The sequence below is a fragment of the Nocardia callitridis genome (genome assembly GCF_039543305.1).
Classification (GTDB): domain Bacteria; phylum Actinomycetota; class Actinomycetes; order Mycobacteriales; family Mycobacteriaceae; genus Nocardia; species Nocardia callitridis.
Genome location: NZ_BAABJM010000009.1, coordinates 40,214 through 54,385, shown reverse-complemented (window position 1 = coordinate 54,385; position 14,172 = coordinate 40,214). Strand labels below are relative to the sequence as shown.

General features: G+C 66.7%; 12 protein-coding genes. 10 read left to right on the top strand and 2 right to left on the bottom strand.

The genetic code is table 11. The features are described 5' to 3' along the window. The first annotated feature begins 13 nt into the window (after positions 1-13). Both ABEA50_RS29440 and ABEA50_RS29435 read left to right on the top strand, forming a co-directional pair. Positions 14-2,449, top strand: a complete 2,436-nt coding sequence (locus ABEA50_RS29440) for a hypothetical protein (protein ID WP_345499645.1) — start codon at positions 14-16, stop codon at positions 2,447-2,449. Positions 2,450-2,528: 79 nt separating this feature from the next. Continuing rightward, complete coding sequence (locus ABEA50_RS29435) at positions 2,529-4,322, top strand: dynamin family protein (protein WP_345499643.1); 1,794 nt, start codon at positions 2,529-2,531, stop codon at positions 4,320-4,322. A gap of 465 nt (positions 4,323-4,787) precedes the next feature. Here the strand turns inward: ABEA50_RS29435 and ABEA50_RS29430 are convergent, their stop codons facing one another. Continuing rightward, the gene (locus ABEA50_RS29430) at positions 4,788-6,776 is read right to left on the bottom strand and encodes a glycoside hydrolase family 15 protein (protein ID WP_345499642.1); all 1,989 of its coding nucleotides are present in this window, start codon (positions 6,774-6,776) and stop codon (positions 4,788-4,790) included. Positions 6,777-6,892: 116 nt separating this feature from the next. Here ABEA50_RS29430 and ABEA50_RS29425 point away from each other — a divergent pair, with 116 nt between their 5' ends. After that, positions 6,893-7,195, top strand: a complete 303-nt coding sequence (locus ABEA50_RS29425) for a hypothetical protein (protein ID WP_345499641.1) — start codon at positions 6,893-6,895, stop codon at positions 7,193-7,195. Between the two features lie 8 nt (positions 7,196-7,203). Here the strand turns inward: ABEA50_RS29425 and ABEA50_RS29420 are convergent, their stop codons facing one another. Continuing rightward, on the bottom strand, positions 7,204-7,332 hold the full coding sequence (locus ABEA50_RS29420) for a hypothetical protein (RefSeq protein WP_345499639.1): 129 nt from the start codon (positions 7,330-7,332) through the stop codon (positions 7,204-7,206). Between the two features lie 73 nt (positions 7,333-7,405). Here ABEA50_RS29420 and ABEA50_RS29415 point away from each other — a divergent pair, with 73 nt between their 5' ends. From ABEA50_RS29415 to ABEA50_RS29385, 7 genes are all read left to right on the top strand, one after another. Beyond that, a complete protein-coding gene (locus ABEA50_RS29415; RefSeq protein WP_345499637.1) occupies positions 7,406-7,495 on the top strand; it encodes an Ms4533A family Cys-rich leader peptide in 90 nt (29 codons plus the stop codon). Between the two features lie 172 nt (positions 7,496-7,667). Beyond that, complete coding sequence (locus tag ABEA50_RS29410) at positions 7,668-8,714, top strand: sulfate ABC transporter substrate-binding protein (RefSeq protein WP_345499635.1); 1,047 nt, start codon at positions 7,668-7,670, stop codon at positions 8,712-8,714. Positions 8,715-8,765: 51 nt separating this feature from the next. Then, positions 8,766-9,641: a sulfate ABC transporter permease subunit CysT gene (gene cysT / locus ABEA50_RS29405; RefSeq protein ID WP_345499784.1), complete on the top strand. Its 876-nt coding sequence runs from the start codon at positions 8,766-8,768 to the stop codon at positions 9,639-9,641. Further along, positions 9,638-10,441: a sulfate ABC transporter permease subunit CysW gene (cysW, locus tag ABEA50_RS29400; protein ID WP_345499633.1), complete on the top strand. Its 804-nt coding sequence runs from the start codon at positions 9,638-9,640 to the stop codon at positions 10,439-10,441. The genes cysT and cysW overlap by 4 nt, the downstream gene beginning before the upstream one ends. Positions 10,442-10,481: 40 nt before the next feature. Continuing rightward, positions 10,482-11,477, top strand: a complete 996-nt coding sequence (locus ABEA50_RS29395; RefSeq protein WP_345499632.1) for a sulfate/molybdate ABC transporter ATP-binding protein — start codon at positions 10,482-10,484, stop codon at positions 11,475-11,477. A gap of 327 nt (positions 11,478-11,804) precedes the next feature. Then, entirely contained in the window at positions 11,805-12,542 is a 738-nt protein-coding gene (locus ABEA50_RS29390) for a hypothetical protein (protein WP_345499631.1), read from the top strand. A 421-nt stretch (positions 12,543-12,963) separates the two neighbouring features. Further along, on the top strand, positions 12,964-14,100 hold the full coding sequence (locus tag ABEA50_RS29385; RefSeq protein WP_345499629.1) for an Hsp70 family protein: 1,137 nt from the start codon (positions 12,964-12,966) through the stop codon (positions 14,098-14,100). Positions 14,101-14,172: the final 72 nt, after the last annotated feature.

Here is a 14,172-nt window from a genome sequence, read left to right as displayed (position 1 = left end):
AAGTGGAGTTTCTATGACGCGCGACTTGCCCTTCGACGACGGCGAAGCGGTCGATGAGGCGGGTGCGGTGGCCGAAGGTGCCACCGCGGCGGGGGATACCGCCTACCGTGTGGCCACCGGTGTCGCGCGGGTCGCGCGCGGCGGTGCGTATGTGACCGGCGGTGCGCTGATCGCGGCGAACGGCGGTGGCGTTCCCGCGCAGCCCGGCGAATCACGTCTCGACAGCTGGCATACCGGGTGGGCGCACAACAGCGACCCCGAGCCGAACGCACCGAGTCCGGTGATCACCTTCCCCGACGTGGTCGAGCCGGAGCCCATCACGAATCCCGATGTGTCGACGATGGTGAACAACCCCACCTTCCCGGTGCCGGGGTTCGCGCCGGGATACGGCGGCCCGAACCTGCACGTGCCGGGCATGGACGACTACGACGGCACCGACGCGTTCGTGCCGGGGGTTCCCGATCCCGACCTGCCCGCACCGCCGCCGGTGCCGGGCGGTATCCACCCGCAGCAACACGGTTTCCTGCCCGACGGTGGTGGGTTGCCGGGGATCGGCCAGTTGCCCGAGATCCCACGCTTGCCCGAACTGCCGCACAACCAGCAGGCGCCGGGCGCGGGGCACGGCATGTGGCCGGAGGTCGGTGACGGTGTTCCTGGTCTCCCGCAGGTCCCCGAGCTGCCCGGCATTCCCACCCTTCGGACGGATTCGGCGCAGCTGGTGAGCGATTCGAGTCCCTTCGATCCCGGTTCCTGGCTGTCGGCGCCGAGCGCTACCGCGGACAGCATCGAACAGGAACGGTCCGAGGACGTCGACGACGAGTCCGACGCGCACGGTTTCGGTGTGCCCGGTCATGGCCTCGGTCCCGCGGGGCATGGTTTCGGCATGCCCGGCGCGCACGGATTCACCGGACCGGGTACCGGCGTGTTCGATGCCCCCTCGGCGTCGCCGAGCGCGGGCGGTCCGGCGCAGGAGGCCCCCGGCGACCCGTTCGATGGTGTGGGGGCTGGCGGTGATCACTGGGGGATCTTCGTCGGCACCGAATGGAATGTGGATTTCTCGGTCGGACCACAGGGTGTGCAGTTCAGTTCCGAGATGAAGGTGGATCTCGGGGCGGGGCAGGTGGGTGATCAGCTCGACGATTTCACCGATTACCTCAGCGATGGCACCCGGATTCCCGACGGTGTCGGTGTGGATGGCAGCCGCACCGGCGCCGAGTCGTCGTCGGGTGTTCCCGGACATTCCGCGTCGGCGGGAGCACCGGGTACGTCGGTTGTGCCGCCGGGTGGCGTGGGTCCGGTCGCACCGCCCACTCCGTTCGCGCCCGCCCCGGTTGCGCCGGCGCCGGCGGCTGCCGCGCCGATCGCCGCGCCTCCGGTAGCGCCGGCGATGGCTCCCGCGCCGCCGCCCCCGGTGGTGGCGGCCACGCCGCTGCAAACCACGATCCAACCGGATGTGGCCTCCAATCCGGTCGCGAGCGTGCTGGGTTCGTCGGAGGGTCCTTCGGTGTTGACGGTGCCCGCCGCCGGTTTGCCCGCGGCGTGGGATCACGCGGTGCGTCCCGCACCGGGCAGGCAGCGTCCCGACCGCGATTCCGACGATCAGACCGGGCATTCGCCGAGTACGACACCGAGTTCACCGACGACGAGCAAATCGCCGTCGACCACCACCTCCGGCGAGCACACGTCGACGACCGGTCCGAGCAGCACCGATCACAGCGTCACGAAGACGCCGGGTACCTCGGCGGGGCACCCGGGGTCGACCAGCGGCGCCGACGGGTCGGCGACCACGACCCACGGTGGTCAGAGCACGGCTCCCACGACGCACGCGCCGTCGTCGACCACCTCGGGTGACGACGCGACCACCACGACCGGGGGCACCGGTGTCGGTGGTGGTGACGACTCCTCCGATTCCGACGAGACGACCGGCTCCGCGGGCGCGACCACCACGACGGATGTCGATTCCGGTGCCACCACCGAACCCGATTACGGCTCGGGCACCACCGAGCCGACCGGCGATTCCACCTCGGATATGCCCACCGGCGTCGATGACGTCACCACGGCGCCGTCGGTGGATTCGCCCACCTATGACGCACCGACCGTGGGTGATTCGGCGCCCACGGTGTCGGTCCCTTCGCACGCGAGCGTACCGACGGTGGACACGCCGTCGGCGGGCACGCAGCCGCATACCCAGGTACAACCGGGTGCGATCCATCCTTCGCAGGCGCCGGTGCCGAACGCGACGTTGCCGCACGTCGGCGCGATAGACGCACCGTTCCCACTGGTTCAAGCGGTGGACGACGGTGCGGACCAACACCTTTCGCTGTATTCGAACACCTCGGTGTTGGCCATGCACTCGGGCACGCTCCTGCCCGGCGGGGTGTCGCCGGACGCGGCCGTCGCCGATGCGCATCACGCGCACCCGGACGGACTGGATATCGTGTTCCTGTAATCGGCTCCGGGGGAGGAGCCCGGAGACAGCGTGTCTACCGGGGTCGTCCCACCGAGAGCACCCAGGGTTAGGAGAGGGTTTGTCTGCCGCAGCCGGGCTGAAGGCCGCGACGGTGAAGCACCCCGACGTGATGGCGCCGCTCATCCGGATTCTCGACGAACTGCGCGAACAGACCCGTTTCGTGGGGCGCGAGGATCTCGGAAGCCGCCTGAACATGGTGCGGGCGCGGGTGAGCGATCCTCGGGTCAGGATCGTTGTCGTCGGTTCGCCGAAGAATGGTATGAGCACGCTGGTCAACAGCGTGGTCGGCACCGTGGTGAGTGCCACCGACAGTGACCTGAGCGTTCCGGTGATCGTCGAGTACGGACCCGAACCCACCGCGACCCTCGTCCGTAATACCGGCAACGGTCGCACGGAACGAACACCGGTTGATCCGCTGCATCCGGGGCCCGCGCTGGCCACACCGAATGTGGTGCGCGCCGAGTTCACCCAGCCGAGTCCCTTGCTGGCCGACGGTGTCGTGGTGATGGACGCTCCCGGCGGTGCCGACGACGCCACGACCTGGTCGATGGTCGCCGCCGCCGACGCGGTGTTGTATGTGGGCGACGCCAGCGCGGAGCTGACGATGGAGCAGATCGCGCAGTTGCAGCGCGTCGAGCGCATTTGCCCGACGGTGATCTGCGTGCTCAACAAGATCGACCTGTACCCGCACTGGGGCGAGGTGCAGCAGCGCAACCGCGAGCTGCTCGACGAGGTCGGTTTGAGTTTCGCGGTGGCGCCGGTCTCGGCCGAGATGCACAAAGAGGCCGGGCTGTACGGCAGTTATCAGCGCGACATCGAGTCCGGGGTGCCGCAGCTCATCGACCATCTGCGTGACTATGTGGTGGCGCGTGCCGACGCGGTCGCGGTCGAAGCGGCGGTGCGCGATATCCGGTTGGTCGCCGATCATCTCGTTGTCGCGTTGCGCACCGAGGCCGAGGCGGCGAACGATCCGCGTCGACGCGGCGAGCGGACGGCGAAGCTGAAGGCGGCGCGTGATCAGGCCGAGCAGTTGCGCCAGAGCAGTGCGAGCTGGCAGGTCACGCTCACCGATGGTTGCGCCGAGCTGATGGCCGATGTCGAGCACGATCTGCGCAGTCGGCTGCGCGCGTTGGTGCGTGACACCGAGGCCGAGATCACCAAGTCCGATCCCGCGCACCGCTGGAAGGAATTCGGTGCCGAGCTCGATGGCCGGATCTGCGACGCGGTCGAGGAGAACTTCGAGCTGGCGCATTTTCGTGCCGTCGACTTGTCCGAGGAGGTCGCTGGTCGCTTTCCCGCCGACAACCGTGCGGTGCAGCTGCCGGATCTGCGCTTGGCCGACCCGGCGGAGGTGCTCGAATCGGTGCAGCCGATCGAACCGCTGGAGAGTGCGAAAACCAGTGTGACGCAACAGGCTTTGAGTGTGTTGCGGGGTTCCTACGGTGGCCTGCTCATGGTGGGCGTCATCACCAGCCTGCTCGGCTTGTCGTTGGTGAACTGGTATTCCGGGGGTGCGGCGTTGCTGCTCGGCATCAACGCGTTGTTCGAGGACCGACGCAACCGTCAGCAGCGTCGGCGCGCGGAGGCGAAGGTCGCCGTCGCGCGATTGGTCGATGACGTGGTCTTCCAGATGGGCAAGGAATCGCGTAACCGGCTGCGCACCATGCAGCGGGTGTTGCGTGACCACTTCACCGAGATCGCCGCGGATGTCGCGCGTTCGGCCGATGACGCGTTGCGCGCGGCCGAACAGCAGTACGGCGAGCACGGCGAGCGCCGCGGCGCCGAGATCGGCGGGCATTTGACCAGGGTGCGCGGGTTGCGCGAGCGGGCCGACGCACTGGTCGCCGGTTAGGCATCGAATCATGTTCGAGCCCAAGGTAACCCGGCGGCGACCGTATCGATCAGAGCTCGACCCGCACGACATCCCCTCGGCGCTATAGCCGACTGCACCGTCGGCCGGGGTCGGCGTCCGAGGTGGCACGCGGGCGGGCTGGCGTTCACCGGCGCGTTTGTCTCACTCATGCCACGCGCCGGTACGTCGTTCGGGCCGCATCGGCCAATTCCCGACGACCCTGCGCCGAATGCCGCAGCGTTGAACGACGCAGCGCCAGCGTGGAAATCGCCCACGGTGGTGTGAGCCCGGACGGGCAGTTGGCCGAGGTCGCGCGCGGAGCAGTGCAACCCGGTGACAGAACCGTCTTCCGCACGATCACCCCTGGGAATCGGATGCACGCCAGGCGTCGAAGGTGCTCACCGGCGCACCGGTCAGCCTTTCCTCGCCCGACCAGAACCCACTGATCGGCCCCGTGCGGCGCGGTCAGCGTGGTCGACGCGCGGGGCTGTGCGCGGGCCGGAATTGCCCGGTGTAGCGGGCTTCCTCGGCCCTGATCACGTGCGTGACGGCGTTGATCAGCGCCAGGTGGGTGAACGCTTGCGGGAAGTTGCCGAGGTGGTTGCCGTTGCGCGGGTCGATTTCCTCGGCGTAGAGCCGCAGTGGGCTGGCGAAGCCGAGTAGCCGCTTGCACAGGTGGATGGCGCGTTCGAGTTCGCCGATCTCGACCAGCGCCGACACCAGCCAGAACGAGCAGATGGTGAAAGCGCCTTCGGTGCCGGACAATCCGTCGTCGGTGGTCTCGGTGCGGTAGCGCAGGACGAGGCCGTTCTCGGTGAGCCGGTCGGCGATCGAGAGGACGGTGGCGCGAATCCGGTGATCGTCGGGCGGCAGGAATCGGGTGAGCACCGCGAGCAGGAGGGAGGCGTCGAGGGTGTCGCCGCCGTAGGTCTGGGTGAAGACGCCCTGGGCGCTCACCCCGTGCGCGAGGACGTCGTCCTTGATCTGGTCGGCGATGGCGTACCACTCGGTGGCGCTTTCGAGTTGGCCGTGCATTTCGGCGAGTTTGGCGCCGCGGTCCAGGGCCACCCAGCACATGATCTTCGATGAGGTGAAGTGTTGCGGTTCGCCGCGGACCTCCCAGATGCCGCGGTCGGGTGCGCGCCAGTGTGTGATCGCGGCGTGCACCTGACGTTCCAGGAACGGCCACAGTGTCTCCGGAACCTGTTGGCGTGATTTCACGTGCAGATACACCGCGTCGAGCATGGTGCCCCAGATGTCGTGTTGCACCTGGTTGTAGGCGTCGTTGCCGATTCGGACGGGTTTGGCGTGGTCGTATCCGGCCATGTGGTCGAGGGTGTTTTCGGTGATTTGGCGTTCGCCGCCGATGCCGTAGAGCACCTGCAGCGGGATGGCTTCGCCGTTGGCGCCGGTGGTGGCGTCGTTGAGGAAGGCGAAGAAGTCGTCGGCTTCACGGTCGAGCCCGAGGGTGTACAACCCCCACAGTGCGAAACTGGAGTCGCGAACCCAGCTGTAGCGGTAATCCCAATTCCTTTGTCCACCAGGGGTTTCCGGCAACGATGTGGTGGCGGCGGCAAGCAGTGCGCCGGTGGGGGTGTAGGTGAGGCCCTTCAGGGTGAGCGCGCTGCGTTGCAGGTAGTCGCGCCACGGGTGATCGGGGAATTTGCCGAGGGTGATCCATTGGCGCCAGCACTCGGTGGTCTGCCACATCTTTTGCGTCGCCTCGTCGAAGGTCGCGGGTGCGGGCAGTTCCGACCAGGTCAGTGCCACATACACCGCGTCGCCTTCGCTCATCCTGGTGCGTGCGCGCGCTTCGCGGCCTTCGATACCGATCCGCAGATCGGTGGTGAGGGTGAGTGCGGGGCCGGCGTTGGAGTCGTCGGCGCGCACCGCGGTGGCCTCTTCGTAGACCTTGCCGGTGTATTCCCACTGCGCGGTAGCGCGGTGGTAGTCGAAGGCGGGTTCGCAGCTCATCTCGAGCTCCACCGTGCCGCTGACGCATTTCACCGTCCGCAGCAGCGTGTGTTCGGCGTCCCAGTCGACGGGGGTGCGGCGGTGGGTCTTGCTGCGCTGGTCGTTGTTGTGCCACGGGCCGAGCACCAGCGCGTCGCGCACGATGAGCCAGCCGGTGTTGGTCTGCCAGGTGGTTTCCAGGATCATTCCGCCGGGCAGGTATCTGCGTGCGGCGGGCACGGCGGTGCCGTACGGGCCGACCCGGAAGTGCCCCGCGCTGCGGTCGAGCATGGCACCGAACACGCTGGGGGAGTCCGGCCGCGGCAGACACATCCACTCCACCGACCCGTTGCTGGCGATCAGACAGCTGGTCTCGCAGTCGGAAAGGAAGGCGTAATCCTCGATCGGGGGTGCCGAGGCGTGGCTGGCCGTCCCGGTCAACGCGCTCGGCACCGGAAGGTCGTCGGGTTCGGCAACGGTCAGATCATCGGTAGACGCCATCCCTTCATCTTCGGGCCGCACCGGCACCGCTGTCCATCACGCCTGGCTACGGCGTCGCGAGTCGACGTGGTGGGCGGGTTTGGTGCGCGGTGTCCTCGACGCACTAGGCTGGGGTCGTGCATCGCGTCGCGGGTTGGTGGGACAGTTTCGAGCTCTGGGTAGCCGGACTGCCGTTCATTCCGCAGTTCCTGGTGGTGCTCGTCGGGATGGTGCCGATCAGTTTCGCCATCGCCTACGTGCTGGACCGGGTACTGCGCGCCGTGCTGCGCCTGCTCGACCAGCGCCACGATCGGCCGTCGCCGACCGCGCCACAATGGCAGAACGATGCCGCGGTGACGACGAATCCCGCACCTGTGCGCGACGGGATCGATGACGAGGTCGCCTTGGTGCGACATCCGGCGCAGAGCGGTGCACGGTAATGCCGAGATCACGCGTCCAGCTGGCCCTTGTCGCCTTGATCGTGCTCGTCGTTGTCGCCTGGCTGATCACGAGCTGAATCGAGGCGGTCCGCCGCTTCGGTGGGTGTCGAAAAACCGCTATCCGAACTCGCGGTCATGGGATGAAACCGCCCTTCTGCCTGGAAACTCTCAATTCGGACTTGTGTCCAGTGCTCTGCTAGAGTCTTGCAGGTGTTCTCGAGTGCCGTACCGCAGATCCGCCATGAATTGGCGCTGATCGCTATCGGTGATCTCGCGGTCGCGGACATTCTCTGTCGCTGACGACGTCCCGGACTCCTCTGCTGTCCCCGCCCCCTAGACTGGCGCAACTTTCCAGAGGCAGCCCGCGGCCACCAGGCCGGAATCAGTAGCGCCACCTGTCGCATTTTCTCCTCCGCCACCGGTCTTCGGCTCGCGAAGCCGGTCGCGGTCCGTAGAAAGGGTCCAACCCACCATGTTTCGCAGATCTCGGCTTGCCCGTCCCCGCTATTACGCCGCCGTCGCCGTCACGGCGGCTGCGGCCCTCGCTCTCACCGCCTGCGGTGGTGGCGCCAGCGACACGGTCGGCGGATCGAGCAGTGACGGCAGCGCGGGCACGCTGAACCTCTACGCCTACGCCGTCCCCAAGCCGGGCTTCGACAAGGTGGTTCCCGAATTCCAGAAGACCGACGCGGGCAAGGACGTGCAGGTCCAGCCGTCCTACGGTGCCTCGGGTGACCAGTCGAGGAAGGTGAAGGACGGGGTCGCCGCCGACGTGGTGAGCTTCTCGGTGGAACCCGACATCACCCGTCTCGTCGACGCCGGTTTGGTCGATCCGAGCTGGAATGCCGACGCCACGAAGGGGATCCCGTTCGGTTCGGTCGTCTCGATCGTGGTCCGTAAGGGCAACCCGAAGGGCATCAAGGACTGGGACGATCTGCTGAAGCCCGGCATCGAGGTGGTCACCCCCAACCCGTTCAGTTCGGGTTCGGCGAAGTGGAACCTGCTCGCGCCGTACGCGGCCAAGAGCGACGGCGGCAAGAACCCGCAGGCGGGCCTGGACTACCTCGGCCAGTTGGTGTCGAAGGAGCACGTGAAGGTGCAGCCGAAGTCCGGTCGCGAGGCCACCGAGACTTTCCTCCAGGGCACCGGTGACGTCCTGCTGAGCTACGAGAACGAGGCGATTTTCGCCGAGCGTAACGGCGACCCGATCGAGCACATCAATCCGCCGACCACATTCAAGATCGAGAACCCGGTCGCCGTGTTGAACAACAGCAAGCAGCGCGAGAAGGCCGTCGCCTTCCGCGACTTCCTGTTCACCACCGAGGGACAGAAGGCATGGGCCGAGGCCGGGTTCCGTCCGGTCGACCCCGCGGTGGCCGAGGAGTACAAGGACGACTTCCCGACCCCGGAGAAGCTGTGGACCATCGATGACCTCGGCGGCTGGAAGAGTGTCGACAGCGCGCTGTTCGCCCCTGACACCGGTTCGGTCGCGGTGATCTACGACCGGGCGACGAAGTAAGCACCCGCACGGGATTCGGGACGAACAGTGACTGAAAGCAGCAGCGCGGGAATGGGTCTCACCCCGGCACCCGGTGGCACCGAGGGATCGGCGGCCACCCCGGCCGGGGGGCGCGACTGGTCGTGGTTGCGGGTGACCGGCTCGGTCGGTCCGCTCGGGATCGCCACGGCCGTGTTGTGGTTGAGCATCATCGTGTTGCTGCCGTTGGCCGCGCTCACCGTCACCTCGTTCGACGAGGGCTGGTCGGGTTTCTGGGGTGCGTTGACCGCACCGGCGGCGCTGGAATCGTTGCGGATCACCGTGTTGGTCTCCTTGGTCGTCGCGGTGATCAACGTGGTGATGGGGACGCTGGTCGCGTGGGTGTTGGTTCGGGACGATTTCCCTGGCAAGGGTTTGGTCAACGCGCTGATCGATCTGCCGTTCGCCTTGCCGACGATCGTGGCGAGCATCGTGTTGCTTTCGCTCTACGGCCCACAGAGCCCGGTCGACATCCGTCTCAACGCGACCGCGCCGGGCCTTGTGGTGGCCTTGGCGTTCGTGACCTTGCCGTTCGTGGTGCGTTCGGTGCAGCCGGTGCTGATCGAGGTCGACCGTGAGGTGGAGCAGGCGGCGCTGTCGCTCGGGGCCGACAACTGGACCACGTTTCGTCGGATCGTCCTGCCGACGCTCACCCCGGCGATCATCAGCGGCGGTGGGCTTGCCTTCGCGCGCGCGATCGGTGAATACGGCTCGGTGGTGTTGATCGGCGGCGCGATTCCCGGCAAGACCGAGATGGCGTCGCAGTACATCCAGAAGCAGATCGAGATCGACCGTCCGATCAACGCGGCGGCGGTCTCGGTGGCGTTGTTGGTGATCTCGTTCGCGGCGTTGCTGGTGTTGCGGTTGTTGGCACAGCGCAGCGTGCGCAGGGAGCAGGCAGCTCGATGAAACTGGCTCCTTGGGCGCGGCTGTCGTTGCGGACGGTCGCGTTGACATATCTGTTCGTCTTGCTGTTGCTTCCGCTGCTGATCATCCTGTGGCGCACGTTCGGTGACGGTCTCGGCGCGTTCATCGATTCGATCAGTACGCCCGCCGCGATCTCCGCGTTCCAGTTGTCGATGATCATCGTGGTGATCGTCGTTCCGTTGAACGTGGTCTTCGGTGTGGTCACCGCGATCGCGTTGGTGCGAGGGAAATTTCCCGGCCGCACCCTGGTGCAGGGCATCGTCGATCTGCCGTTCGCCGTGTCACCGGTGGTGGTCGGTGTCGCGCTGATCCTGCTGTGGGGTGCGGGCGGTTGGTTCGGCGGCCTCGAAGACCTCGGCCTGCGGGTGATCTTCAACCTGCCCGGCATGGTGATCGCCACCATCTTCGTCACGTTGCCGTTCGTGGTGCGTGAGGTGGAGCCGGTGCTGCACGAGATCGGCGACGATCAGGAGCAGGCCGCCGCGACGCTGGGTGCCTCGAAGTGGCAGACCTTCTGGCTGATCACGCTGCCCGCGATCCGGTGGGGACTCACCTACGGTGTCGTGTTGACCGTGGCGCGCGCGCTCGGCGAGTTCGGCGCGGTGATCATGGTGTCCTCGGCGCTACCGGGTAAATCGCTCACGCTCACGTTGTTGGTGCAGAGCCGATACATCAACGATCACAACACCTTCGGCGCCTATTCCGCCGCGACGTTGCTGATGGGCATCGCGGTGCTGACGTTGCTGCTGATGTCCTTGCTCGAACGGAAGCGTGCCAAGTGAGCGCCCGTGCCCACCGTATGACCCCCGCCGGAGGCGACGCATGATCACCGTGACCAACGCGCGCAAGAACTATGGTTCGTTCGCCGCGCTCGACGACGTCACCCTCGACATTCCCTCGGGGGAGTTGACCGCGCTGCTCGGCCCTTCGGGTTCGGGTAAGTCGACGTTGCTGCGTTCGATCGCCGGGTTGGAGACGTTGGATTCGGGCATTGTCAGCATCGCTGGCAACGACGTCACCACGGTGGCGCCGCAGAAGCGCGATATCGGGTTCGTGTTCCAGCATTACGCCGCGTTCAAGCACATGACGGTGCGCGACAATGTGGCGTTCGGTTTGAAGATCCGTAAGCGCCCGAAGCCGGAGATCGCGAAGCGGGTCGACGAATTGCTCGGCATCGTCGGCCTCGATGGCTTCCAGCATCGTTACCCCGCACAGCTTTCCGGCGGTCAGCGTCAGCGCATGGCGTTGGCACGCGCGCTGGCGGTGGATCCGCAGGTGCTGTTGCTCGATGAGCCGTTCGGCGCGTTGGACGCGAAAGTGCGTGCCGACCTGCGTGCTTGGTTGCGTAGGTTGCACGAGGAGGTGAACGTCACCACGGTCCTGGTCACCCACGACCAGGAGGAGGCGTTGGATGTGGCCGATCGGATCGCGGTGATGAACAAGGGCCGGATCGAGCAGATCGGCAGTCCCGAGGATGTTTACGATCGCCCGGCCAACGAGTTCGTCATGTCCTTCCTCGGTGCGGTGGCCAGGCTGAACGGACATTTGGTTCGCCCGCACGATATTCGGGTGGGCCGGGAGCCGAGCATGTCCTCGGCCGAGCACGAGGGGACCGCGGAGTCCGCCGGTGTCACGAGGGCGACGGTGGATCGGGTGGTGCACCTCGGATTCGAGGTACGCGTGGAGATGCGCAACGCCGCGACCAGTGAGTTGTTTGCCGCGCAGATCACCAGGGGTGATGCGGCGGCGCTGCGGTTGGCCGAGGGCGAAACCGTGTATGCGCGGGCGACAAGGGTTCCCGAACTTCCCGCGGGATAATCCCCGCGCAGCGGCCGATTCTGAGTTCCCGTGCTGGACGGTGTGCGCGAATTCGTCCGGCTTACCGAAATTTTCGTGCGTGTTTGTGGCGTGTCGGGCGCGATATAACGTTTCGACTTCTTCTAGTGTCCTGAATGCGAACACACGCAATGGGGTTCCGGTATTTATCGGGACGTGATCCGATTTCAGCATTCACATCTGGTCGTCGAACGCGGTGCGTCCGCAGGGGCGTTTCCGCCCGATCGCCGCCGCTCGACCTGCCTGGAACTGGGGTTTCACCCCGTCAGGGCGGGTGCGTTGTCGGTGACGAGGAGTTGATCGATCACCATGTCAATTCGAAAACGGGTAATTCTCGCTCAGGCCGCTGCCTGTGTTGCCGTGATCTTCCAAGCCGGTGTGGCCGGGGCAGTCACACCGTCGCCGGATCCGATTTCGGCACAAATTCTCGAGCTGGGCGTTGCTGTGCACGACACGTTGCTTTCCAGTGTGGCGCCGCCGATTGTCGCCGCGCCACCGCCGATTCCAGATCCTTACGCCGACATCACGAAGGAGCGCTTGCTTCCACAGGGCGTGGTGGGCGATCAGCAGCATTTCACCCCGAATCCCGAGCAGTGGGACAACGCGCGAACGATCGTCGAGGTGGTGCGTCAGCGCGGTCTGCCGGTCTATACGGCGGTGATCTCGGTGGCGACGGCATTGCAGGAGTCGTTGTTGCGCAACCTGACCGTCGCCGTGGACTACGACTCACTGGGTGTCTTCCAGCAGCGTCCCTCGCAGGGGTGGGGTGTTCCGGAAGAGGTCACCGATCTGCGGTATGCCACGGGTGCGTTCCTGGACGAGTTGCTCGATCGCGCGCCCGCCTATGCGGAGATTCCGCTGTGGCAGGCGGCGCAGGCGGCGCAGCGGTCGGGTTTTCCGACGTTGTACGACCAGTGGGCCGATCAGGCCGCGCAGATGGTGTCGGATCTGATGCGTCCTGAGTCCGAGGGTGTCACAGGGCGGGTCGGCGGGAACAAGACAGCGCCGATCGGCGGAAACGAGGTGCCGATGCTGGAAGGTAGCTGACGAAATATCCAGCGACTGAGCATCTTTCGGCGATTCCTACACACGTGTACTTCAGATTTTGGGCGGGTATCGCCGGGTTCTCTGGCCGAGGCGGTCGACGGTGTCGACCGCCTCGGTGGGTGTCGTCGTCGATCAGGGTGTCCGCCCAGCTAGATCCGGCGAAACGCGACTGTTCGGCAAATGTGGACCGGTCATCGGCGAAATCTCGCGTGCGCCAAGCGGTCCCGGGTGAGGTGTGGCGAATGCTCGCGTGAGCAGGCGTCTGTGGGCGGGTGTCAAGGACAGGCGCTCTGCGGACAATGGGTTGTCCGGTGGTTGGCAGGACGGTCGCGGGGTGGTTGCCTTTACCCGTTCGAAGCAAATCGGCTCGGCGATCAGGTGGATTGCGATGGCGGTTGGTCTCGGTTTGAGTATTGGCACGGTGAACACGGTTTCGGCCTTGGCGGACAGTACTTCGGCCAAGGCTCCGCCGGGGCGAAGGCGCCGCCCTCCCTCGTTCGCCAGGCACACCCGCGTCGCCGCGCGTCCGAAGGCGGTCACCCGGCGGACCACGCTCACGTTCGACAGCGCGGGACTGGTTCGAGTCGGTCGGATTCCCAAGCACGGTCGCGCGGTGACCGAATTCGCGGATCTGACGCAGCGTTCGGCGCCCAGTGCGCGGGTCGGCAACCGCATGCTTTCGGCGGCGGATCTCATCGCGGTGGTCGCCGACAAGGTGATCGGCGAGGATTTGGCCGAGCAGCTCGACCCCGAGGTCGGTATCGCGGTCACCTATCCGGCGCGCTACAGCGACGAGCACGTCGAGGAACTACGCGATGCGCTGGACGAACTCGGGCTCACCGAGGTCGAGTTGGTCGCGGAGCCGGTGGCGGCGGCGCACTGGCTGGAGTCCGAACGCAGCTCGATGATGCCCGGCCTCACGCTGGTCTACGACCTCGGCGGTGGCGGCCTCGATGTCACGTTGGTTCGAGTGGGGCCTGGCAGCCCGCCCGATCCGATTGTCGGAGAGTCGTTGCGCTCCACCGAGTTCGGCGGCAGGGCGTACGGGGCGATGGTGGCGCGCGCCAGGCGGGGTCCCGGCCAGATCGCGGGCACCGAGCCGGTGCCTACGCCGGAGGAATTGCGGACCAGGCATATTCGTGGCTCGCTGGAATTGGTGTACCGGTGCCTGCGGTCGGCGGATGTGACGATGGCCGATGTCGACTGTGTGTTGGTGGTCGGCGGCGCCGCGCGCCCGGCCGAGGTGGTCGAGGTGTTGGCCACCGAGTTGGCGCGACCGGTCATGGCCGCACCGGATCCGGAGCGGACCATCGCCGACGGTGCGGCCCTCATCGCGCGCAGGAATGCGGTCGAGGAGTCCGAGGGGCCTGTGCGGGACGCCGACGATGAGTCCGACGCACAGGGCGGGGTGGGTCGCGCGGCCGGATTCTCGCGCCGTACCAGGCAACGGTTCACCAGGGTGGCTTCCGCGGCGGGGCTGTCGGCGATTGCCGCCGCGCTCATGCTCGGCTTGCCCGGTGACGGGGTGATTGTGGAGTTGCCGCAGCTGGGGCAGTAAATCTGGGGAGAGACCGTGGCGTGGCGCGTACCGATTCCGGTGCGCGCCACGCCAGTTTTCGCGACCGGTTCG